17 protein-coding genes are annotated in these 22,458 nt (G+C 75.7%); 8 read left to right on the top strand and 9 right to left on the bottom strand.

The features are described from left to right. Positions 1–300: 300 nt before the first annotated feature. From ctaD to ACFVFS_RS37015, 5 genes are all read left to right on the top strand, one after another. Positions 301–2,106: a cytochrome c oxidase subunit I gene (gene ctaD, locus ACFVFS_RS37035; protein WP_380629365.1), complete on the top strand. Its 1,806-nt coding sequence runs from the start codon at positions 301–303 to the stop codon at positions 2,104–2,106. Between the two features lie 158 nt (positions 2,107–2,264). After that, positions 2,265–2,798, top strand: a complete 534-nt coding sequence (locus tag ACFVFS_RS37030) for a hypothetical protein (protein ID WP_380629364.1) — start codon at positions 2,265–2,267, stop codon at positions 2,796–2,798. Between the two features lie 149 nt (positions 2,799–2,947). Then, entirely contained in the window at positions 2,948–3,388 is a 441-nt protein-coding gene (locus ACFVFS_RS37025) for a nuclear transport factor 2 family protein (protein WP_380629363.1), read from the top strand. A gap of 162 nt (positions 3,389–3,550) precedes the next feature. Then, positions 3,551–4,282, top strand: a complete 732-nt coding sequence (locus tag ACFVFS_RS37020; protein WP_380629362.1) for a response regulator — start codon at positions 3,551–3,553, stop codon at positions 4,280–4,282. A 219-nt stretch (positions 4,283–4,501) separates the two neighbouring features. Then, on the top strand, positions 4,502–4,960 hold the full coding sequence (locus ACFVFS_RS37015; protein ID WP_380629361.1) for a pyridoxamine 5'-phosphate oxidase family protein: 459 nt from the start codon (positions 4,502–4,504) through the stop codon (positions 4,958–4,960). 128 nt (positions 4,961–5,088) lie between these two features. Here the strand turns inward: ACFVFS_RS37015 and ACFVFS_RS37010 are convergent, their stop codons facing one another. After that, entirely contained in the window at positions 5,089–6,816 is a 1,728-nt protein-coding gene (locus tag ACFVFS_RS37010) for a GAF domain-containing protein (RefSeq protein WP_380629368.1), read from the bottom strand. Between the two features lie 552 nt (positions 6,817–7,368). Here ACFVFS_RS37010 and ACFVFS_RS37005 point away from each other — a divergent pair. Together ACFVFS_RS37005 and ACFVFS_RS37000 are read left to right on the top strand one after the other, a co-directional pair. Then, positions 7,369–8,253, top strand: coding sequence for a universal stress protein (locus tag ACFVFS_RS37005; protein WP_380629360.1), 885 nt, complete (start codon positions 7,369–7,371; stop codon positions 8,251–8,253). Between the two features lie 226 nt (positions 8,254–8,479). Further along, positions 8,480–9,514, top strand: a complete 1,035-nt coding sequence (locus tag ACFVFS_RS37000) for an Acg family FMN-binding oxidoreductase (RefSeq protein ID WP_380629359.1) — start codon at positions 8,480–8,482, stop codon at positions 9,512–9,514. A gap of 333 nt (positions 9,515–9,847) precedes the next feature. Here the strand turns inward: ACFVFS_RS37000 and ACFVFS_RS36995 are convergent, their stop codons facing one another. From ACFVFS_RS36995 to ACFVFS_RS36960, 8 genes are all read right to left on the bottom strand, one after another. Further along, complete coding sequence (locus ACFVFS_RS36995) at positions 9,848–11,092, bottom strand: hypothetical protein (protein WP_380629358.1); 1,245 nt, start codon at positions 11,090–11,092, stop codon at positions 9,848–9,850. Positions 11,093–11,296: 204 nt separating this feature from the next. Continuing rightward, complete coding sequence (locus tag ACFVFS_RS36990; protein ID WP_380629357.1) at positions 11,297–11,806, bottom strand: copper chaperone PCu(A)C; 510 nt, start codon at positions 11,804–11,806, stop codon at positions 11,297–11,299. Positions 11,807–11,862: 56 nt separating this feature from the next. Next, positions 11,863–14,151: a heavy metal translocating P-type ATPase gene (locus ACFVFS_RS36985; protein WP_380629367.1), complete on the bottom strand. Its 2,289-nt coding sequence runs from the start codon at positions 14,149–14,151 to the stop codon at positions 11,863–11,865. 71 nt (positions 14,152–14,222) lie between these two features. Then, entirely contained in the window at positions 14,223–14,381 is a 159-nt protein-coding gene (locus ACFVFS_RS36980; RefSeq protein ID WP_380629356.1) for a hypothetical protein, read from the bottom strand. Between the two features lie 213 nt (positions 14,382–14,594). After that, positions 14,595–16,658 carry a TerD family protein gene (locus tag ACFVFS_RS36975; RefSeq protein WP_380629366.1) on the bottom strand — a complete coding sequence of 688 codons (2,064 nt, stop codon included), beginning with the start codon at positions 16,656–16,658 and terminating at the stop codon, positions 14,595–14,597. Positions 16,659–16,863: 205 nt separating this feature from the next. Further along, a complete protein-coding gene (locus ACFVFS_RS36970) occupies positions 16,864–19,227 on the bottom strand; it encodes a lamin tail domain-containing protein (protein ID WP_380629355.1) in 2,364 nt (787 codons plus the stop codon). Between the two features lie 243 nt (positions 19,228–19,470). Continuing rightward, complete coding sequence (locus ACFVFS_RS36965) at positions 19,471–19,899, bottom strand: PPOX class F420-dependent oxidoreductase (protein WP_380629354.1); 429 nt, start codon at positions 19,897–19,899, stop codon at positions 19,471–19,473. A gap of 31 nt (positions 19,900–19,930) precedes the next feature. Next, positions 19,931–21,523, bottom strand: coding sequence for a D-alanyl-D-alanine carboxypeptidase (locus ACFVFS_RS36960; protein WP_380629353.1), 1,593 nt, complete (start codon positions 21,521–21,523; stop codon positions 19,931–19,933). Between the two features lie 250 nt (positions 21,524–21,773). Between ACFVFS_RS36960 and ACFVFS_RS36955 the strand changes: the two genes are divergently transcribed. Further along, positions 21,774–22,458: MFS transporter (locus ACFVFS_RS36955; protein WP_380629352.1), on the top strand; the 685-nt coding region annotated here is incomplete at its 3' end.

Below are 22,458 nucleotides of genomic sequence, written 5' to 3'. Positions count from 1 at the left end.
GTGTATAAGAGACAGGTCCACCGGGACCCCGGCGCGGAAGAACGGTTCCGCGCCCCCGCCGGCGCGGCCGGGAGAACGTCAACTCTCCCGGCCGCGCCGGTTTTTCGTCGCTTCCGGCGCCGTGGGACCCGGCGGGCGGCGGGGCGGGCGCGCGCGGGCGGACAGTGGTCCCGGCCGGGGGCCCGGATCCGAGGCCCACCGGCCCGGGCCCGCTGGGTCCAACGGCCCTAGGGCGCACGGGTGGTGCGTTCCGATCATGGATCGCCATCCATCCGCAGAAGTTTTCGAAGGAGTGCGTCCTTGAGCGCCATCGAGGCACGGGGCGACAGCGCGCCGCCGCCGTCCGCCGCCCGACCGGGAGGGGCACGGGTCAGGCGACCCGGCTCGTCCCTGGTCCGGCTGCTGACGACCACCGATCACAAGACGATCGGCACCATGTACCTGGTGTCGTCGTTCGGTTTCTTCCTGATCGGTGGCATCCTCGCCCTGGTCATGCGCGCCGAACTCGCCCGGCCGGGGACGCAGATCCTCTCCAACGAGCAGTTCAACCAGGCGTTCACCATGCACGGCTCGGTGATGCTGCTGCTCTTCGCCATGCCGCTGTTCACCGGCTTCGCCAACTGGATCATGCCGCTGCAGATCGGCGCCCCCGACGTCGCCTTCCCGCGCCTGAACATGCTGGCCTACTGGCTGTTCATGTTCGGCTCGCTGATCGCGGCCGCCGGCTTCGCCACCCCGCAGGGCGCCGCCGACTTCGGCTGGTTCCTCTACGCGCCGCTGTCCGACGCGATCCACTCACCGGGCGTCGGCGCCGACATGTGGATCATGGGCGTGGCGCTGTCCGGCTTCGGCTCCATCCTCGGCGCCGTCAACTTCATCACCACGATCATCTGCATGCGGGCCCCGGGCCTGACCATGTTCCGGATGTCCATCTTCTGCTGGAACGTCCTGCTCACCTCGGTCCTGGTGCTGCTGGTCTTCCCGGTGCTGGCCGCCGCGCTGCTGGCCCTGGAGTGCGACCGCAAGTTCGGCTCGCACGTGTTCGACCCGGCCTCCGGCGGGGCCATGCTCTGGCAACACCTGTTCTGGTTCTTCGGCCATCCCGAGGTGTACATCCTGGCGCTGCCGTTCTTCGGCATCGTCTCCGAGGTCATCCCGGTGTTCAGCCGCAAGCCGATGTTCGGCTACTCCGGCCTGATCGCGGCCACCATCGCGATCGCCGGCCTGTCCGTGACGGTGTGGGCCCACCACATGTACGTCACCGGACAAGTCCTGCTGCCGTTCTTCTCGTTCATGACCTTCCTCATCGCGGTGCCCACCGGTGTGAAGTTCTTCAACTGGGTCGGCACCATGTGGAAGGGCTCACTGAGCTTCGAGACCCCGATGCTGTGGACCGTCGGCTTCCTGGTCACCTTCCTGTTCGGCGGCCTGACCGGTGTGCTGCTCGCGGCCCCGCCGATCGACTTCCACGTCTCCGACTCGTACTTCGTCGTCGCGCACTTCCACTACACCCTGTTCGGCACCGTGGTGTACGCGATGTTCGCCGGCTTCCACTTCTGGTGGCCGAAGATGACCGGCAGGATGCTGGACGAGCGGCTCGGCCGGATCACCTTCTGGACGCTCACCATCGGCTTCCACAGCACCTTCCTGGTGCAGCACTGGCTCGGCGCGGAGGGCATGCCCCGCCGCTACGCCGACTACCTGGCCTCCGACGGCTTCACCACGCTCAACACGGTGTCCACCATCGGCTCCTTCCTGCTCGGCCTGTCGATCCTGCCGTTCCTCTACAACGTCTGGAAGACCGCCAAGTACGGCGAGAAGGTCACCTCCGACGACCCGTGGGGCTGGGGCCGCTCGCTGGAGTGGGCGACCTCCTGCCCGCCGCCGCGCCACAACTTCACCAGGCTGCCGCGGATCCGCTCCGAGTCCCCGGCCTTCGACCTGCACCACCCGGAGATCGCCGCCCGCGACTACCTGGACCACCACGGCGAGCGCGCCAAGCACCTGGCCGGGGTCGTCCCCGCCGCGTACGACGTGCCCGGCCGCCGGGGTTCCGCCGCGCTCGGCGGCGGCTCGGCGTCCGGCCGTCCGGACGCCGACGGCTGACCGGCGACGGCTGACCGCCGACCGTTGACGGTCGGCCGCCGATGGCCGACGGCCGTCGACGGCCCGGCCCCAGAACGCCGCTCCCGCCCGCGCGTCGCCCCCGGGCGGGCGGGAGCGGCTCCTTCGAACCGCCCGAGGCTTGAGGAGCGCACGGCCCCATGTCCCACATCGTCCCGGCCATCGGCACCGCCGCGATCACCGCGTCCGGCTGCGTCTGGTACCTGCCCGCCATCGCCGACCTCCAGGCCGGCGAGGACCGGCCCCGCTCGGCTCGCACGGCCGCGGCCGCCTGCGTGACCTGGTGGGCCGCCCTGGCCCTGGCCGGCGGCCTGCTGCTGGCCGTCCCCGCCTGGCAGCCCGCGGCCCAGATCGCCCTCGCGGGCCTGGTCGCCGGCGTCCTGCTGCGGGTCCGCGCCCACCTCCAGAGCCGGCTCGAACAGCGCGAGGAGGCCGTGCGGTGGGCCCTGATCGACCCGAACCCGGCGCCCCTGCCGGTCCGCCCCTCGCCGCGGGCCCTGCTCGGCTGGCTGCTCGTCGGCCTGGCGATCGCCTCGCTCGGCGCCGCCTCCATCCTGCTCTCCGGCGGCGGGCCGCTCGCCCCGCGCCTGGCCGCCGCCGCGGGCAGCGCGGTCGCCGTCTCCACCGCGTTCCTGCTCATCGGCCTCGGCAACGTCCGTCGGCGCCGCGCCTGACCGCCCTTGATCGGACTTGACCGAATCTGACTGGTCGTCATTGTTCTTCTGCGGTGCCCTTGCTGGGTCGTGTCCGGTCCGGATATCAATCATCCGGAGATCGATCAGGTGACCGGGGTGCCGCCCCGGCCCGTCGAGAGGAGCGTCCGATGACCGCCACCGCCGCCCCGAGCGAGGTGCTCCGGCAGTTCGTCCAGCTGATGGGTGAAGGCCCCGACGAGGCGGTGGCCGACCTGGTCACCACCGACGCCGTCTTCGAACTGCCCTACCTGCTGCCCGGGGTGCCCCCGCAGCGGCCCGGCCGGGAGGCCTTCGTCGAGCACCTGCGCCGGGGTGCGGCGATGCAGCGCTTCGACGCCGTCGACCGGGTCAGCGTGCACGGCACCACCGACCCCGAACTGGCCGTCGCCGAGTACCGCCTGCACGGCGAGGTCCTCGCCACCGGCAAGCGCTTCACCCTCGACATGGTCGTCTTCGCGCGGGTCCGGGGCGGGCTGATCACCTGGTCGCGCACCTACTCCAACCCGCTGGACAGCGCGGTCGCCTTCGGCGCGGTCGAGCGGGTGCTCTCCTCCCTCACGGGGAAGTAGCTCCGCCGGCGCGCCGCGGCCGCGGCCGGAACGGGCCCCGTTCCGGCCCGGGCCCGCGGCCGGAATGGGGCCGTTCGACCCTGTGCGCGGCCCGGGTGGTGCGGCATGATGCGATGGACCCGGCGTGTGGTGTGCCGGGCGAGGAGAGGGTGGAGCCGCGACATGGCGAGCGAGACGACCGGGACCGAGACTCCGGCACCGGTCAGGGTGTTCCTGCTGGACGACCACGAGGTGGTGCGCCGCGGCGTGCACGACCTGCTGGACGGCGAGCCCGACCTGGAGGTGGTCGGCGAGGCCGGTACCGCCGAGCAGGCGCTGGTCCGCATCCCCGCGCTGCGCCCGGACGTCGCCGTTCTGGACGTGCGCCTGGGCGACGGCGACGGCGTGGCCGTCTGCCGCGAACTGCGCTCCCGGATGCCCGACCTGGCCTGTCTGATGCTCACCTCCTTCGACGACGAGGAGGCGCTGCTCGACGCCGTGATGGCGGGCGCCGCCGGCTACGTGCTCAAGCAGATCAGCGGCACCGACCTCGTCGCCGCCGTGCGGACCGTCGCCTCCGGCCGCTCGATGCTCGACCCCGGCGCCGCGACCCGCCTGCTCAACCGCCTGCGCAGCGAGGCCGAGCCCGCGCAGCCGTCCGCCGGCGGCCCGGAGCTGACCGCGCGCGAGCAGGAGGTGCTCGCGCTGATCGGCGAGGGGCTGACCAACCGGCAGATCGGCGAACGGCTCTTCCTCGCCGAGAAGACGGTCAAGAACCACGTCTCCCGGCTGCTCGCCAAGCTCGGCGTCGAGCGGCGGGTGCAGGCGGCGCTGATCGCCACCGAGCTGCGCCAGTCGGCCGCCGCCGACCGGTCGGCGCACCACCCGCGGGTGCTCGGCCACGGCCGCGGCTGACGCCGCCGCCCCCTGACCCGGCCCCGGTCGCCCGCCCGCCTGCGGCGACCGGGGCCGTTCGCCGTCCGCCCACCGGTCGGCCGTCCGCCCCGGAACGGTTGCCGCTCCGGCCGTTCACGCGGCTGCCGCCCCCGGGACGTTCGCCGTAGGCCGGGCGGGACTCTCGGCGGGACCATCGACCCTCGCCCGGATCGGGCCCCGCGGGCGACGATCGCTGCTATGAACGCCGATCCTGAAGCCGCGCCCGTGCAGGTCGAGCCACGGGTCCGGACGCATCCCCGCCGCGCGCGGGAACTCGACGAGACCCGGGCGCTGGAGCTGCTGGGCCGAAGCGGGGTGGGCCGCGTGGTCTACACCGTCGGCGCGCTGCCCGCCGTCCTCCCGGTCCGCTTCCGGCTGGACGCGCTCGGTGGCGTCCTGCTCTCCACGGCGGCCGACTCCGAACTCGCCCGCGCCGTCGACGGTGCGGTGATCGCCTTCGAGGCCGACGAGGTGGACGACACCGACGGCACCGGCTGGTGCGTCACCGTCCTCGGCCGGGCCGAGCTCCGCGAGCCGTCCGCCGCACCGAACCCGTCCCCGGCCCCGTCCCCGGCCCCGGCCTCCGGCGCCCGGGTGGAGATCCGTATCGCCCCCGAGCTGGTCGTCGGCCGCGACCTGATGCCCGACCCGTTCTGAGGTCCGGGCGCCGTCGAGGGCGCCCCCGACCAGACGCCGAAAACGCCGCCCGACGGATCGCCGGGCGGCGTTTTCGGTGCCGCCCGCCGGGCGGCTCGCTGCGGCGGGTCCCCGGCGGGCCCCGCGGGTCACACGTTCAGCGGGGCCTGCCAGACCAGGCGGGTGCCGCCGCCCTCGGCCGGAAGCAGCTCGAAGCTGCCGCCCGCCCGCTCGGCGCGCTCGGAGAGGTTGCGCAGGCCGCTGCGGCGCCCGCCGGCGGGCACGCCCACCCCGTCGTCGGTCACCGTGAGCGTCACCGCCCCGCCGGCCGCGCGCAGCGCCACCTCGACGCGGCTCGCCCGGGCGTGCCGGGCGGCGTTGCTGAGCGCCTCGCCGAGCACGGCCATCACGTGCTCGGCCAGCTCCTGCGGCACGTCGGTGTCCAGCAGGCCCTCCATGCTGAGCCGCGGCGCGAAGCCGAGGGTGGCCTGCGCCTCGCCGACCACCCGGGTGGCACGGGCGCGCAGCCCGCGGTCCGGCTCGCTGTGGGCGCGCAGGCCGAAGATGGTCGAGCGGATGATCTTGATGGTCTCGTCCAGGTCCGCGACCGCCCGGCTCACCCGGTCGGCCGCGCTCTGGCTCTCGATCAGCCGGCCCGCGCTCTGCAGCGTCATCCCGGTCGCGAACAGCCGCTGGATGGCCAGGTCGTGGAGGTCCCGGGCGATCCGGTCGCGGTCCTCCAGGAGGGTCAGCTGCTCGGCGTCCCGCCGCCGCTCGGCCAGCTCCAGGGCGAGCGCGGCCTGGTCGGCGAAGCCCAGCAGCGGGCCGGTCTCCTCGGCCGTGAAGGGCGGGCGCCCGCTCTCCCGGGCCAGCAGCAGCACACCGCGCCCGAACCCCTCGCCGGTGCCGAGCGGCACCGCCACGGCCGGGCCCAGCCCGGTGAACCGCCCGGGCGGCCCGGCCGGGAACCGCTCGTCGCCCTCCAGCTCGTCACTGGTCGCCAGGGCGCCCGAGGCGTACGCGGCGCCGGACAGCGTGCCGTCCACCGGCACGGTCACCCCGAGCCGGGCCTCCGGCCGGCCGCCCAGCGCCACTTCCACGGCCAGCTCGCCGGCCCGCCGGCCCGGATCGGCCAGCGCCACCGACACATCGGCCAGCTCGGCGCCCGCGATCTCCCGGGCCCGGCGCGCGATCAGCTCCACGACCTCCAGCCGGGGCGCGCCCGACAGCAGGCTGCGGGTGATCTCGGCGCTCGCCTGCAGCCACCGCTGCTGGCGCTGGGCCTCCTCGTACAGCCGGGCGTTGTCGATCGCGACCCCGGCGGCCACCGCCAGCGTCGAGATGACCGCCTCGTCGTCCGCGTCGAAGTCCAGGCCGCCGCGCTTGTCGGTCAGGTAGAGGTTGCCGAACACCTCGCCGCGCACCCGCACCGGCACCCCGAGGAAGGTGTGCATCGGGGGGTGGTTCGGCGGGAAGCCCACCGAGGCCGGGTGCTCGGAGAGCACCGGGCAGCGCAGCGGCTGCGGTTCGCGGATCAGCTCGCCGAGGATGCCCTGGCCGGTCGGCGGCGGGCCGATCGCGTCGATCTCCTCCTGGCTGAGTCCGACCGTCAGGAACTGCGAGAGCGTGTAGCCGTCCGCGCCGATCACGCCGAGCGCCGCGTAGCGGGCGTCGACCAGGTCGGCGGCGGCCTCGACGATGCGGTGCAGCGCCTGGGAGAGGTCCAGCTCGCGGCCGACCGCGAGCACCGCCTCCAGCAGGCTGTGCACCCGGTCTCGGGTGCCGCGCGCCGCGTCGATCCGCCACTGGAGCTCCTCCAGCAGCTCGTCCAGTCGCAGCTGCGGTATCCGCGGGCCGCCGGCGGCGGGCGCGGGCACGGCCGCGTTCGCGGCCCCGGTGCGCGCGCCGGCGCCGACGGCCGCCGGCGCGGTCCGGGCCGTGGCGGCCCGGGCGGTTCCGGCGTGTGCGGGGCAGCCGGGCGGCGGCACGCCGTCCGCCCGTTCGCGCTGGTCTCCGCCGGTGCCCGCCCGCGTGTCCTCCGCGCCGCCCACCGGCGTCCTCCTCGTGTTTCCGTGCTGCTGGTCCGGTCCGCCTCCGGTCGGTGACCGGTTCGGATTGTCGGATTCACGTTAGTGCCGCAGGCATGTGCGCGGAACGTCGGGGTCGGTCATGAACGCGCCGGACGGAGTGCAATCGGCCACTCGCGCGCCGGTTTCGCGCCGTGCGCGCTGCCGAAGCCGTCCGGCGGACGGGTCGTGGGACCTACGGCCCTGGTCCGAGGGCCCTGCGGCCTCTGGTCGGCCGCCCGGCCCGGGGGCCAGGGTGGTGTCAGGGGCCGACGGTGCGTCAGCGCACCCCTGGCCGCCCCGACCGGAAGCCACCCGAAGGCCCGCCCCGCGCGGTGGGCCGCAGCGGAAGGAACCACCCCCATGACGCCCGCAGTCCTGGCCGGAGTCGACGGATCGCCCGAGAGCACCGCCGCCGCCCACTGGGCCGCCGAGGAGGCGCTGCGGCGCGGGGCCCCGCTGCGGCTGCTGCACGCCTGGCCCTGGCTCACCGACGGCCGCGCCTCCTTCGCCGGCCCCGAGGACCTGCCGGTCGCGGCCCAGCGGATGCTGACCGCGGCGGCCGAAGAGGTCCAGGCCCGGCACCCCGGCCTGACGGTCCACACCGACGTGGTGCTGGACGCCGCCGTGGACGGCCTGGTGGCCGCCGCCGGGGACGCCGGCCTGCTGGTGCTCGGCTCGCGCGGCCTGGGCGGCTTCACCGGGCTGCTGGTCGGCTCGGTGAGCATGGCGGTCGCCGGTCGCGCGACCGTGCCCGTCGTGGTCGTCCGGCCGGGGCGGGAGGCCGCCGAGCCGGCCGGAGCGTCCTCGGAGGAGACCGCGGTGCCCGAGGTGCTGGTCGGCGTGGACGCCACCGCGCCCGACGACGCGGTCCTCGACTTCGCCTTCCAGGAGGCCGCCCTGCGCGGCGCCCGGATCCGCGCCGTCCACGGCTGGGACCTGCCGCCCTCCTTCGCGGTGGTCGGCTTCCTGCCGTCCGGCACCGAGATGGCCCAGCTCCAGGCGGCGGAGGAGAAGTCCCTGGCCGCCGCCCTGGCCGCGCACCGCGAACGCCACCCCGACGTCGAGGTCGTCGAACAGGTCCGCCTCGGCGCCGCCCGCACCGTGGTCGAGGACTCCGCGGGCGCCGCCCTGGTGGTGGTCGGCCGCCGGCGCCGCCCGCACGACCTCGGCCCCCGGCTGGGCCGCATCGCCCACGCCGTGCTGCACCACGCCGAGGCACCGGTGGCGGTCGTCCCGCACGACTGACCCTCCGGGTGCCCCCTGGGACGCACGGCCGGCCCGTTCGGGGCGGGACCGGCCGTGCACCGCCCTGCACCGCCCGGCCCGGGCCGCGGGCCGGTCCGGGCGGCATCCGGGCCGTTGGACCCTGTCGCCGGTGACCCGCCCGGCGCACCCTCGGGAGTACCGGGACTCGTGTCCGCGCCGGCCGTGGCGACCGGCTCCGGAGCGTCGAGGCAAGGAGAGGATCACCATGACCCAGTCAGCCCTCACTCCGGCCGACCTGCGCCTGCTCGCCGCCGCGGGCGGCGCGGCGCCCTCGCTGCACAACAGCCAGCCCTGGCGGTTCCGCCCCACCCCGGACGGGGGAGGGATCGAGGTGCTCGCCGACCCGGACCGCTCCGTCCCGCTCGCGGACGCCAACGGCGCCGCGCTGCACATCGCGGCGGGCGCCGCCCTGCTCAACCTCCGGGTCGCGGCCGCCCGGCTGCGCCGGCGGGCCGCCGTCCGGCTGCTGCCGGACCCGGCCGAGCCGCGACTGCTGGCCGTCCTCGACCTCGCCGGCCCCACCGCCGGGGACACCGCCGCGGAAGCCGGGCCGTTCGGACGGGACCTCTACCCGGCGATCGCCGAGCGCCGCTCCAGCCGTCAGCCGTTCACCAACCGGGACGTCCCCGAGGCGGTCGCCGCGGAGCTGATCGAGGCCGCCCGGGAGGAGGGCGTGGCCCTCGCCGTGCTGGAGGAGGGCGGGGTGCGCCGGGTGCTGGAGGTCACCGCCGAGGCCGAGGACCGGATCGCCCACGACCCCGACCGGCAGGCCGAGACCCGCTCCTGGCTGCGGCCGGACACCGCCGAGGCCCCCGCCGACGGCCTGCCGTACGCCGTGCTCGGCCCGCAGGACCACGACGCCCGGGTCCCGATGCGCGAGTTCGCCGGACGCCCGCCGCACCACGAGGGGCCGGTGCAGCCGTCCCAGCGCTTCGAGGCGCTGCCCCAGCTGTGCACGCTCGCGACCGCCGGGGACGGTCCCGAGGACTGGCTGCGCACCGGGCAGGCGCTGGAGCGGGTCTGGCTGCTGGCCACCGTGCACGGGCTGCGGCTGACGGTGCTGCACCAGGCGGTCGAGTGGCCGGATCTGCGTTGGCGGCTGCGCGACCCCGCCGAGGGGCCCGGCCACGTTCAGCTGGTGCTGCGGGTGGGCTACGGCCCGCCCGGGGCCGCCACGCCGCGCCGCCCGCTGGCGGACGTCCTCGACCCGCCGCTGTCCGCCGGTCCGGCCCCGGCGTAGCGAAGGGCCGCCGGGCCCGGGGGCCTGGGAGATCCGGGCCCGGGCGGACCAGCTGCCGTTCGCGCTGTGCGACCGCGCCCACAGGGCGAGAACGGCGGCGGCGACCGCGGCCCTGATCTTCTTCACGGACACTCCTCCGGCGCTGTCGATCGGGTCCGCGGGCCTGCCGGGGCAGCCCCTCGACGGGGAGGACGGACGCCCGCTCCCGGCGCGTTCACCGCACACGACGTCCGCCCCGCCGTGCCCGGACGGGCGGCGGCGGGGCGGAGGTCGTCATGCGGGTGCTACGTGTGACGTGCTACGCGTGACGTGCGGCGCGGGTGCGGCGTGCGGTCAGGAACCCATGCTCGCGAGGTCCTTGATGTCCTGGTAGCTCATGCCGAGCTTGTTGTAGAGCCGCACCTGCTCCTCGGTCATGGAGCCACCGGCGGTGAGCTCCTTCACCTGGGCGTCGGTGAGCGGCGCGGCCGCCGCGTCCGGGCCGTCGGCGCCGGGCCCGTCGGAGCCCAGCGGGCCGCCGCCGCCGAGGAACGCGCCGAGCAGGCCGCCGAGGTCCTCCGAGGTGACGGTCCCGGCACCGGCCGGGGCCTGGACCGCCGGGGCGTCCTTGCCGAACGCGATCCGCAGCGGCAGGGGGGTGCCGGGGCCGGCCTTCTCGTCCAGCTGGGCGAGGTCGAAGGTCACGGCCGACAGCGCGCCGCCGTCGAGGAGGAGGTCCACGGCCAGGTTGCGATCGGGGACGTCCTTCGGGGCGGTCTTCGGCAGCTTGCCGAGGTTCGGGATCTCCTGGGTGAGCGGCTCGAAGGCCTTCAGCAGGTCGTCCGCGAGCTTGCGGGCCGGGGCGGTGACGGTGATCCGCTCCTTGCCGTTCTGCTTCCCCTTGTCCTCGAAGGACAGGTCGCGGCCGAGGATGTCCTTCAGCGACGCGACCAGGCCCTCCGAGAGCTTGGGGTCGAGGCTCGGGGTGGGGGAGGCCCCGCCGGCGCCCGTACCGCCCGCCCCGGCGGTCTCCTTGAAGTCCTTCGCGTCGAAGGAGACCCAGGTGCCCTCCAGCGCGCCCTGCAGGGTGGCGGGCAGGTCCTTGGTCAGCTCCTTGACCGAGGAGGGGTCCTCGCCGACCAGGCGCGCGAAGCTGGGGAGGTCCGCCCGCGCGTAGGCCCGGTCGCCGATCTGGCGCAGCTCGAAGAGCGCGGCGTCGCCCTTGCCGGTGAGCGCGATCGAGGTGGAGAGCGAGGCGTCGGCCGCCGTGGTGCCGTCGGTGCCCTTGGAGGGCTTGACGTCCTTCAGCGGCTTGTCCGCGCTGACCGCGATGGACAGGCTCACGGTGGAGAGCGCGGCGGCGGTCTCCTTGTCGATCTTCTCGCCGGTGGCCGTCCCGAACGCCTCGATCTGGTCGGCGGTGGCGTCGACCGACAGCTTGGCGCTGAAGGACTTGCTCCGGCCGAGCTTGTCGAAGGCCGTCGACACCTTGTCGGCGGCGCTGAGCTGCTGCACGGTGCCGCAGGCGGCGAGCCCGGTGGCGAGAGCGGCGGTGCAGGCGGCCGCGACCAGGGTGGTGCGGGCGGACCGGCGTATCACGGTGTTGATGGCGGTGCTCCTGGGTGTGACGGCGGGTGCGCGTGCGCGTCCGGGTACGACGTGACGGTGTGACCTCGTGACGGCGTGACACAGACAAGCACAGGCGGATCGGTTCGGGCACCCCATTTCCGGGCGCCCTCCTCGGGACGGGCACAAACTACCGGACCGCACCGACAGTCGCGCCGGGCCCCTCGGCGGGAAGGCTCAGCCGCCTCCCCGCCGCCCGCCGGGAGGCCGCACCTCCGCCTTGACCCGCAGCTGCGGGCTGTTGCGGAAGCTGAGGGTGAACTCCACCCACTGCCCGACCTTCAGCGGGGGCGGATTGATGATCATCAGATCGGCGTCCTCCGGGGACATCACCAGCTCGCCGCGCTCCGGCACCGGCAGTGCGGAGGCCGCCTCCCAGCGGCCCGAGGCGCCCTGGTGCAGGTGCCGCTTCAGCGTCACCCTGCCGCCGAACTCCCAGCTCGCGGCGGTGAGCTCGTCCGGTATGTCGCCCGGGTTGCGCACGGTGAAGAAGGCCGCGGTGGCCGGGACCCCGCCCGCGGTGGGCAGCAGCAGCCAGCCCGGGTCCACCTCGACCGGGCGCGCCGTCCCGGCCCCGCCGATCGCCGTCCACCCGGAGAGCAGCGCGAGCGCCACCGCGGCCGCCGCCACGGGCGGCCCGGCCACCCGCAGCCGCTCCGCGGTCCGTCCCGACAGACGTTCCGACATCCGTCCTGAACGCCGTTCCGGTGCCCGTCCCGCCGTCGGCCCCGCCGTCCGCCCGCTCACCACGCCGCACCCGCCGAACGCCGAGCCCGGGTCGGCCGACGCGCCGCGCCGGCGCCACCGCGGGCCCCGGGACCGCCGTCCCCGCGCCCGTCCGCGCCGCCGCGCCCGGGGCGCCACGTCCGCAGCCGCAGGCTGTTGCCCACCACCAGCAGCGAGCTCAGCGACATCGCCACCGCCGCCAGCATCGGGTTCAGCAGCCCCACCGCCGCCAGCGGGATCAGCACCACGTTGTAGCCGAACGCCCAGAGCAGGTTGACCCGGATCGTGGCCAGGGTGCGCCGGGCCAGCCGGACCGCGTCCACCACCGCCTCGATCTCCCCGCGCACCAGCGTCAGCCCGGCCGCGCCGATCGCCGCGTCACTGCCCGAGGCGAGCGCCACCCCGAGGTCCGCCGAGGCCAGCGCGACGGCGTCGTTGACCCCGTCCCCGACCACCGCGACGGTCCGTCCGGCGGCCTTCAGCTCCGCGACCACCTCGGCCTTGCGCTCCGGCGAGGCCGAGGAGTGCACCGCCTCGATGCCCAGCTCCGCCGCGACCGACCGGGCCGCGCCCGGCCCGTCCCCGGTCAGCAGCACCGGCTCCAGGCCCATGCCGCGCAGCCGGTGCAGCGCGCGCCAACTGCCCGAGCGCAGCGTGTCGCCGACCGCCAGGACGGCCGCCGGCCGCCCGTCCAGCTCCACCACCACCGGTGTGCGGCCCGCCTCCGCGGCGTCCGCCAGCGCCCGCGCCAGCTCCTCCGGCAGCGGCCCGCCGGCGTCGTCGGGGCGGACCACCCGCACCCGGCGGCCCTCGACCTCGCCGGACACCCCGATTCCGGCGGTGGCCGTGAAGCCGGCCACCGCCGGAAGGGGCTCGGAGCCGCAGCGGGCCCGGGCCGCCCCCACGACGGCCCGCCCGATCGGGTGCTCCGAACGGTGCTCGACGGCTCCCGCGAGCCGCAGCACCCGGTCCTCGTCGACCCCCGCGTCGGCGGCCACGGCCACCGCGGCGAGCTCCATCCGACCGGTGGTCAGCGTGCCCGTCTTGTCCAGCACCACGGTGTCGACCCGGCGCAGGCTCTCCAGCACCTCGGGGCCGCGCACCAGCACGCCCAGCTCGGCGCCGCGCCCGGTCGCCGCCAGCAGCGCGGTCGGCGTGGCCAGGCCCAGCGCGCACGGGCAGGCCACCACCAGGACGGCGACCGCCGCCGTCACCGCCGCCTGCGGGTCGGCGCCCGCGCCCAGCCAGAAGCCCAGCACGCACACCGCCACCGTCAGCACGCAGGGCACGAACACCCCGGCGACCGTGTCCGCCAGCCGCTGCGCCCGCGCCTTGCCCGCCTGGGCGTCGGCCACCAGCGCCGTGATCCGGGCCAGTTGGGTGTCCGCGCCGACCGCGGTCGCCCGCACCACCAGCGCCCCGCCGACGTTCACCGTGGCGCCCGCGACCTGATCGCCCGGCCCGACCTCCACCGGCACCGACTCCCCGGTCAGCAGGCTCAGGTCCAGCGCCGAACCGCCCTCGACCACCACCCCGTCGGTGGCCACCCGCTCGCCGGGCCGGACCACGAACTCCTGCCCCGGCAGCAGCCGTTCGATCGGCAGCAGGCGTTCCTCGCCGCTGCGCGGATCGCGGACGCACACCTCCTTCGCGCCGAGTTCGGCCAGCGCCCGCAGCGCCGAACCGCTGCGCTGCCGCACCCGCCCCTCCAGCAGCCGCCCGGCCAGCACGAACAGCGGCACCCCGACGGCCGCCTCCAGGTAGACGTGCGCGGTGCCGCCGCCGTCCGCGGTCAGCGAGAACGGCATCCGCATGCCGATCTCGCCCGCCCCGCCGAACAGCAGCGCGTACGCGGACCAGCCGAACGAGGCGATCACCCCGAGGCTCACCAGGGTGTCCATGGTCGCCGCGGCGTGCCGCAGACCCTGCCAGGCCCGGCGGTGGAACCCGGCCGAGCCCCAGCTCACCACCGGCAGCGCCAGTCCGAAGCAGACCCACTGCCAGGCCGCGAACTGCAGCGAGGGCACCATCGACAGCACCACCACGGGTACGGCGGGCAGGGCCGTCACCAGCAGCCGTACGCGGTCCGCGGCGTCCTCCGCCGCCGGACCGGCGGACGGCACCCCCTCGGGGGCCAACGCGGCCGTGTAACCGGCGCGTTCGACCGCCGCGACCAGTTCCTCGACGCCCACCCCGGCCGGGTGCAGCACCCGCGCCCGCCCGGTGGCCAGGTTCACCCCGGCGCTCACGCCCTCGATCCGGGCCAGCCGCTTCTCGACCCGGCTCACACAGGCCGCGCAGGTCATCCCGCCGACCGCCAGATCGGTGCTGACGAGCGCCCCGGCGGCCCCACTGCCCGCACTCCCCGTCACGGACGTCACCGGCCCGCCCCCATGACGTGCCCCGTCCCGGGCTTGGCGCCGCCCCCGCCGCCGGGCGTCAGCCCCGGCGTCACCGGCCCGGCCCCACGCCCCACGGCGAAGGCCACGGCGAACACCACCACCAGCAGCAGGGCGAACCCCGCCAACACACTCAACGGCCGGCCACCCGGCGACATCCCACTCACCCCCCACCAGTCGTCCCGTCGGCCCGAGGAGTTCCCGAACACCCCGAATGACCCGAATCACATACCCCCACCCCGTTGCCCCGCCCGGTCGCCCCGCCCGGACGCGCGACGGGCCGGGGCACGCACGGTCTCCCGCACGCACCCCGGCCCGTCGCAGCCCGTCGCGGCCGTCCGCCTACCGGCTCACTGCGCCCGGCGGCCCGTCCGCGGGTCGAGGTGGACCAGGACGCCCGCGTGGAACCGCTCGACGGCGGCGTCCACGCTCCGGATGAAGCCGCTCTCGGCGTTGCCCCGGGTGCTCCCCATGCTCTTGGACAGCGAGAGCCGGAAGCCGGTGATCTTCGAGGAGTCCTTCGGCAGCAGGTCGCCCGGCTCGGGCCGGAGCTTCTCCAGCGTGCCCCGGGGCCCGGCCGCGGCGCCGTCGGTGAGCGTCTCGACGTGCAGGTCGGCCGGGGCCTCGCCGAGCTGCCGGACCAGTCGCTTGACCCAGCTCAGCGGGTAGCCCTGCTCGGGGGCCGGGATCTCGGTGGAGGTCCGCAGCTTGCCGACCCGCAGGTCGGCCGCGACGGCGATGGTGCCGGCGGCGTCCTCGACCCGGATCTCCGCGTTCAGCCGGCCGTCCGCGCAGAGCCGGTCGGCCAGCGCGGCCCGCCGCGTCCCGGCGTCCTCGCCGCGCCGGGCCCGCTGCACCGGCAGCACCTTGACGCCGAGTTCGCCGCCGAGCTGGAAGCAGACCTGGCGGATCAGCCGCTCCCAGCTCTCCACCACCTGGGTGGCGCGCTCGTCCCCGGCGGTGAGTGTCTCCTCGTCGATGGCCTTGCGGACCGGGACCCAGGCCGGGCCCATGTTCTGGAAGCCGTGGCAGCCCGAGTTCTCGTGCTGCAGGTAGTGCAGCAGTTCCTGGAGCAGCCAGGCGTGCGCGGGGTTGCCGACGCCCTCGTGCCGGATCAGCATCTTCGCCTGGTAGGCGACCTCGGCCCAGGAGAGGTGGCCGAGCAGCACCTTGTGCTTGCGGCGGCCGTCGATCTTGACCTGGACGAGCGGGCTGCCCTCCAGCGCCACGTCGTTGGAGAGGGTGATGACGGCCTCGTAGCCGCGCCGGGCGGCGATGTCCATGTAGTCCTGGACCTGCTCGGCCTTCAGCGGGTTGCCGTTGGTCTTGCTCTCCACCAGCGCCGTCCAGAGCCGCCCCGCGCGCTCGACCCGGATGACGCCGTCGGGCCGCTTCGGCGAGTCCCCGTGCGGGAGCGAGACCTCGGTGAAGGTCTCGGTCCGGCCGGCGGGGGCGCCGAACGCCGCGGTGAGGCGGCGGCCGAACTCCGGCACCTGGGCCATCACGGAGAGCAGCACGGAGGTGGCGCGGACCTCGCGCTCGCGGTCGCTCTTCAGCGTGCCGGCCGGGAAGAGCCGAGCGGTGTGCCAGCCGTCGTTCTCGGCGAGCGAGGGCTTGGCGGCCTTGGGGAGGGTGACCTTCTTCTTCGCCGTGCGCAGGCGCTTGGGAGCGCCGGGTGCGGCGGCCGCCGAGGGCTCCCGGTCGGGGACGGCGGCGGCGTCCGGCACCGCGGCGGGCGTGGCCGCGGCTTCGGCCGCCGGGGTCGGGACCGGGGCGGACAGCGGCGGCTTGGTCATCGCCTCGGCCGCCGGGTCGGCCGTCGGTCCGGCCTGGTCGGCGGCCTCCTCGACGGCGCCGCCCTCGTCCTCCTCGTTCTCGTCGTCCTCGATCTCGATGCCGAAGTCCGTGGCCAGCCCGGCGAGTCCGGTGGCGTAGCCCTGGCCGATGGCGCGGAACTTCCACTCCTCGTTCCGGCGGTAGATCTCGCCGAAGACGAAGGCGCTCTCGGAGTCGGCGTCGGTGATGGAGAAGCCGAGCAGCCGCTCACCGCCGGGGCCGGCCAGTTCGAGCCGGAGATCCTCCAACTGGCCGAAGGGCGCCCGCTGGTGGCGGCTCGCGGCGACCACCAGACGCTCGATGCCGGCCGGGACGGCGGTGAGGTCGAGCTGGATGCGGTCCTCGGTGCCGACCTCGGTCGGGCTCTGGCCGAGCAGGTGGACGCTGCCGTCCTCGGCCGTGGGGTTGTTGTAGAAGAAGAAGTCGGCGTTGCCGCGGACCTTCCCCTCGCCGGTCAGGAGCAGCACCGAGACGTCCGCGTCCCCGTCACCCCCGGGGCTGCTCCACCCCAGGATCACCGTGACGGCGTCGATGCTCTCGCCCAGCGCCGCGAGTCCGACGTTGGCACCCTTGACCATTTCCTGCACGAATGTCCCCCAGAGGAGCGGGCCGCGCCGTCGGCGTGGGCGCAACCGCGATGTGTGGTGACCGGTAGATATGACGGGATTGCGAGGAGATTGTATGCAGTCAATCGGCTGCTCCGGGGGCGGGGTACGAAGCTGCCCCGGCGCCGGGAGGCGACGCCGGGGCAGCGGGGGTCGGGCGGGTGCGGGGAGCGGGGCGCTACGGCAGCGGGATGCGGACGACCTGCGGGTCGTGGTCGCTCAGCTGGGTGGCGAACTCGCTGTTGAGGTGGACGATGTCGTAGCTGTACGCGGTGGCCGCGAGGGCGGGGGAGATGAGGATGTGGTCCAGCACCTGGGAGTTGCCCTCGTAGACGTAGGTGTAGCGCTCGGCGAGGGGCAGGGTGCGGGGGAGGTCGACCAGGGAGCCGCCGGCGGTGAGCAGGTCGGTGGTCTGCGAGAACTCGAAGTCGTTGAGGTCGCCGAGGACGATGACGGCGGCGTTCGGGTCGACGGCGAGGATCTGGTCGGTGAAGTTCTTCACCACCGTGGCCTGGGCGTGCCGCTGGGTCTCCGAGGGGCGGGTCGGCTGCTGGTAGCGGCCGAAGAGGGGCTGGTCGCCGCCCTTGGAGTTGAAGTGGTTGGCGATCACGAAGACCGGGCGGCCGTTCCAGCGGAACTCGCCGGCGAGCGGCTTGCGGCTGGCGTTGAAGGCCGGGTTGGTCGGGTCGATCCGGCCGGGGGAGTAGGCCAGCGCGGGCGTGCCGGCGTTGTTGACGACCGAGTCGGCGGTGGTGGAGCCGCCGCCGGGGCGGTCGGTGAAGCTCAGGCCGCGGTCGGTGCGGTAGAGGAAGACCTGGCGGATGTTGCCGCCGGGCTGGCCGCCGTCCTGGTCGTTGACCGGGTTGATCTGGCGGTAGGAGTAGGCCGGGCCGCCGGCCGCGGTGATCGCGGCGATCAGCTTGGCCACCGTCTGGTCGGCCGCGACCACCCCGTTGTCGGTCGCGCCGGAGTTGTCCTGGATCTCCTCCAGGGCCACCAGGTCGGGCGAGCGGAGGTTGTTGACGACGGCCGCGGCGAGGCCGTCGAACTTGCTCTGCGGGTCGCTCGGGGCGAGGTTCTCGACGTTGAAGGTCGCGGTGGCGAGCTGGCCGGCGGTCGCGGCGGCGGTGGTCTCGGCGGTGAGACCGCCGGAGGCGACGGTCGGGGTCGCGGTGACCAGCAGCTTGAAGTTGCCGAAGGAGTAGTCGAGGACGCCGACGGTGGCACCGGAGAGGGTGTCGCCCACGTTGGCGGTCGGCGTCGGGGCGAGCGCGTCGTCCAGCAGGACCCGCTCGGGGTTGCCGTCGGCGGCCTGCAGCAGGATGCCGCCGCGGGTGGTGCGGGTGGTCGAGCCCTGCGGGACGACCGGGATCTCGCCGAAGGAGCTGCTCGGGCCGACCACGGCCGCGTTGTTCAGCTGGACCCGCATGCCCTCCAGCGACTCCCAGAAGTCCAGGCCGTCGGTGGCCGGCTGGAAGCCGCCGGCCGTCTCGACGTCGCCCGTGGTGACGCTGGAGATCACCGCGGCCGGCGGGACCCGGCCGCCCGCGCCGACCACGGTGGCGGCGGGCAGCGCGACGTTGTGGGCGAGGACGCTGGTGGTGGGCGCGGTGAGTTCGGTGATGGTGAGGTTGGTGGTGCCGCCGGTGCCGCCCGGCCGGAACTCGCTCACCGTGCCGCCGACGGTCACCGAGTCGCCGACGGCCACGCCGGGCGCGCCCGCGGTGTAGACGTAGACGGCCTCGCTGGTGGCCGGGTCGGCGTCGGGCTGCGGGTCCTGGAACCAGTAGCCGCTCGGGCCGACCGCCGTGACCACGCCGGGGACGGCGCTGACCGCCTGGCCGGCCAGCGGGGAGGTGCGGGCCGCGCCCTGGATGGTGCGGATGCGGGTGCCGCCGGTCCCGCCGCCGGAGGAGGAGTTGCGCGGGGTGGGCGCGGTGACGGCGAAGTCGGCCGCGTTGTTGTCGGTGTCGGTGGCACCGCCGCCCGCCCGCAGTGCGGCGGTGGTGTTGGCGAGGTTGCCGGTCGGCGAGCCCTCGGCCGAGCTCGCGGTCGTGCCGTAGCCGACGAAGTCCTTCACCCCGGGCTGGGTGGCGCAGCCGGTGGAGCAGGTCAGCGCGGTGGAGTTGGTGACCAGCGCGACCTTGCCGGCGTTGGCGCCCAGGGCGATCGTGCCGGTGGCGTCGGGGGTCGGCAGGGCGGCGCCCGAGCCGGCGCCGGCCGCCTCCTGGACGAGGTAGTACTTGCCGGGGGCGATGGTGCCCGACAGCGTGGTCCTCGCCCACGACGAGCCGGCCGCGGAGGCGTACTGCACGGTCCAGCCGGTGACCGTGACCGGGGCGGTGCCGCGGTTGTACAGCTCGATGAAGTCGTTGGTGTACGGGGCGCCGGAGTTGCCGCCGCCGCCGTACACCTGGCTGATGACGATGTCCGGCGACACCGCGTGCGCGGTGCCGGCCGGCAGGGCTATGAGCGCTCCCACGACGGCGGCGGCCGATGCCACCGCCAGCGCACGGAGCCGGACTCGATCGGTTCGCCGCATGGGGCGTCCTCCTGACGCGCGAACGGTTGATGGTGGGGCGCTGTGTGTTGTAGCAGCGCCACCGTTGCCATACCGCGCGCTCTGGCGGACGGCCAGGCGTACAACGGGAGAACGTTTTGCTGACATGTACCGGATGAGGTGCCCGTGGCCCAGGGGGCGGATGTGACCGGTGCTGCGGGGTCGGACGGTGCCGGATCGGAGGGCCGCGGGGCCGGACGGGGCGGTGTGGGGGGTGGCGGTCCGTCAGTCCTCGGTGAGGGTGAGCCGGATGCCGACGGTGCCGCGGTCCCCGCGCCGCAGCCGGCTGCCGAGCAGGGTGACGACGCCGACAAGGCCGTACTTCTGCCGCAGCAGGGTCCGGTAGGCGGCGGTGCGCTCGGGGCCGAGGATCTCGGCGGTGGCCGGGAAGGACTCGCCGGTCGCATTGCCGCGCACGTCGCAGGGGCCGACCAGGACGTCCGGGCGGTTGCGGATCCGCTTGACCTTCCAGGAGTCGGCGACGGTCCAGATGCCGAGCGCCTCGCCGTCGCGGACCACCCACACCGGGGTCGGCACGGCGGTGCCGTCCTTCTTGAAGGTGGTGACCAGCAGATAGCTTCCGGAGGAGAGGCTGACGAGGCGTTCGAGCCGCGTCTGCCGGTGCGGGTCGGGGTGGGGGTTGGCGGCGCTCATGCCGGGCATTCTAGGGCGCCCGCCGGGGGCGCTACGACGGCCGCCGGGAGCGGAGGGAGCGGGCCAGACCCCGGAACCGGCGGGCGAGCCGGCGCCGGCGTCCGCCGCTCACGGCGGTCGACCCGCCCAGCGCGGTGGCGCCGCGCCGGGCGGGGGCGGACACGGCGGGGGCGGCGAGGGCAGGCGGAGCGGGCGCGCCGTACGGGCGGTCGGCCGGGTACGGGGCGGCGGGGACACGCGGGGCGTACGTCGGGCGCGGGGGGACGGCGGGGGCGCCGAGCAGGACCGGCGGCGGGGCCGCCGCGGCGGCCCGCGCGTGCGGGCGCCGGCGGACCCGGATCCGGGCCGCCGCCCAGAGCGCGAGCGCCCCGCACAGGGCGGCCGCCGTCCACCCGGCCGGGCCCAGCGCGTGGTCGGCCTGCCGGACGGCCCGCGGCAGCACCCCGGCGGCCGGTGCCCCGGTCGCGGTGGCGGCCGGGGCCGACGGGTCGGACGGGCCGTCCGACCCGACCGGCCGCTCCTCCTCCACCAGGGTGCCGACCGGTTCCACCCTGTCCACCGCCGCGAAGCCCCAGTCCAGCAGGGCCGCCGCCTCGTCGTAGACCTTGGACTGCTGCTCCGGGTGCATCACCGTCACCAGCAGCGTCCGGCCGCCGCGCTCGGCCGCGCCGGTGAAGGTGGCGCCCGCGTTGGTGGTGTAGCCGTTCTTCACCCCGATCAGACCGGGGTACCTGCCCAGCAGGCGGTCGGTGTTGGCGATGTCGAAGGCGGTGCGCTGCCCGGTCGTCAGGTCGAGCCCGCCGGGGAAGCTCGCGGTGCGGGTCGCGCAGTAGCCGCGGAAGTCGGGGTTGCGCAGCCCGGCCCGGGCGAACAGCGTGAGGTCGTACGCCGAGGAGACCTGGCCGTCCTGGTCGTAGCCGTCAGGGGAGACCACCCGGGTGTCCCGGGCCTGGAGGGCGCGGGCCCGCTCCTGCATCTGCGCGACCGTCCGGGCCAGCCCGCCGTTCATGTGGGACAGCACGTGCACGGCGTCGTTGCCGGACGCGAGGAAGACCCCGCGCCAGAGGTCCTCGACCCGGTAGGACAGGTTCTCCTTGATGCCGACCAGGCTGCTGCCCGCACCCACCCCGGCCAGCTCGGCCGGGGTCACCCGGTGCTCCAGGGAGCGGTCGAACCTGGGCATCACGGTGTCGGCGAACAGCATCTTGAGCGTGCTGGCGGGCGGCAGCGGCAGGTGCGCGTCGCGGGCGGCCAGCACCGCGCCGGTCGCGGCGTCGGCGACCAGCCAGGAGCGGCCGGTCAGTCCGGCGGGCAGCTCCGGCGCCCCGGCGCGGGGCGCCACCTGGACGGCGGGGCGGCCCAGCCGCTCGCCGCCGATCACCGGGGCCGCGTCCTGCGCCGCGCCGGTGGCGGCCGGTGCGGCGGGCGCGGCGGGCGCGGTGCCGACGGGCGGGGCGGTGGTCGTGACCGGGGCGGCGGGCGAGGGCGTTGCGGCGGTGCCCGGCAGCGGGCCCGCCAGCGCGGCGGGCGAACCGGCCGCGAGGACCAGCACGGCCGCCGCGCCGGCCGCCGCCGACCGTCCGGCCCGGGCGCGCCTGCTGACGTGGGGTGACCTCTGCTGCACACGGCGAACGTACCCGGGCGCCCGCCGCCCCGCCCTGCCCGCTGCTCCGTCCGGGCCCCGCTCCCCGGGCCGGGCCGATCGGGGCCGGCCTGGTACGGTGCGGACCATGTTCGTTCCCTGTGTGTAGCCGACCCCGTCGCGACCGCCCCGGCCCCCGCCGCCGGCGCGGTCCTCCGGTGTCCCCGCACACTCTCCGGCGCCGCCGGGCGTGGCCCGCCCCCGCCGCCGGTCCTCACCGAGGAACGTTCCCATGCCCTCCTCCGCACCCGTGCCCCCGCACGCCTCCGCCGGGCGCCCCGGCTACCGCGCCGTGCTCGGCGCCCCGCACGCCGGCCGCACCTTCGCCGCGGCCCTGCTCGGCCGGCTGTCCTACGGCGTGGTCCCGCTCGCGCTGCTGCTCGCCGTCCGCGACTCCACCGGCTCCTACTCCGCCGCGGGCGCGGCGATGGCCCTGTTCGGCCTCGCCAGCGTCCTCCTCTCCCCGGCCAGGGCGGCGCTGATCGACCGCCACGGCCCCCGCCGGGCGCTGCCGCCGATGGCCGCGCTGTACGGCGCGCTGCTGCTCGCCGTGGCCGCCGCCACCGCGCGGCCCGGCACTCCGCCGCCGGCCCTCGCGGCGCTGGTCGTCGCGGCGGGTGCCTGCACCCCGCCGCTCGGCCCGGTGATGCGCATGCTCTGGCGCCGGCTCCTCCCCGACCCCGACCTGCTCCGCCGCGCCTACAGCCTCGACGGCGTCGCGGAGGAACTGCTCTTCGTCAGCGGGCCGCTGCTGGTCGGCGTGCTGCTGCCGCTGGTCGGCCCCTCCGGTGCCGTGGTCGCGGGCGCCGCCCTGCTGCTCACCGGCGCGCTGTCGCTGGTCGCCTCGCCGCTCGCGGCGGTGGACGCCGGGGACGCCGGGGACGGCGGGGACGGCGGGCGGGCCGAGGACGCGGCCC

This window comes from Kitasatospora sp. NPDC057692, from assembly GCF_042799475.1.
Taxonomy (GTDB): domain Bacteria; phylum Actinomycetota; class Actinomycetes; order Streptomycetales; family Streptomycetaceae; genus Kitasatospora.
This window is presented reverse-complemented; position numbering and strand designations above follow the sequence as displayed.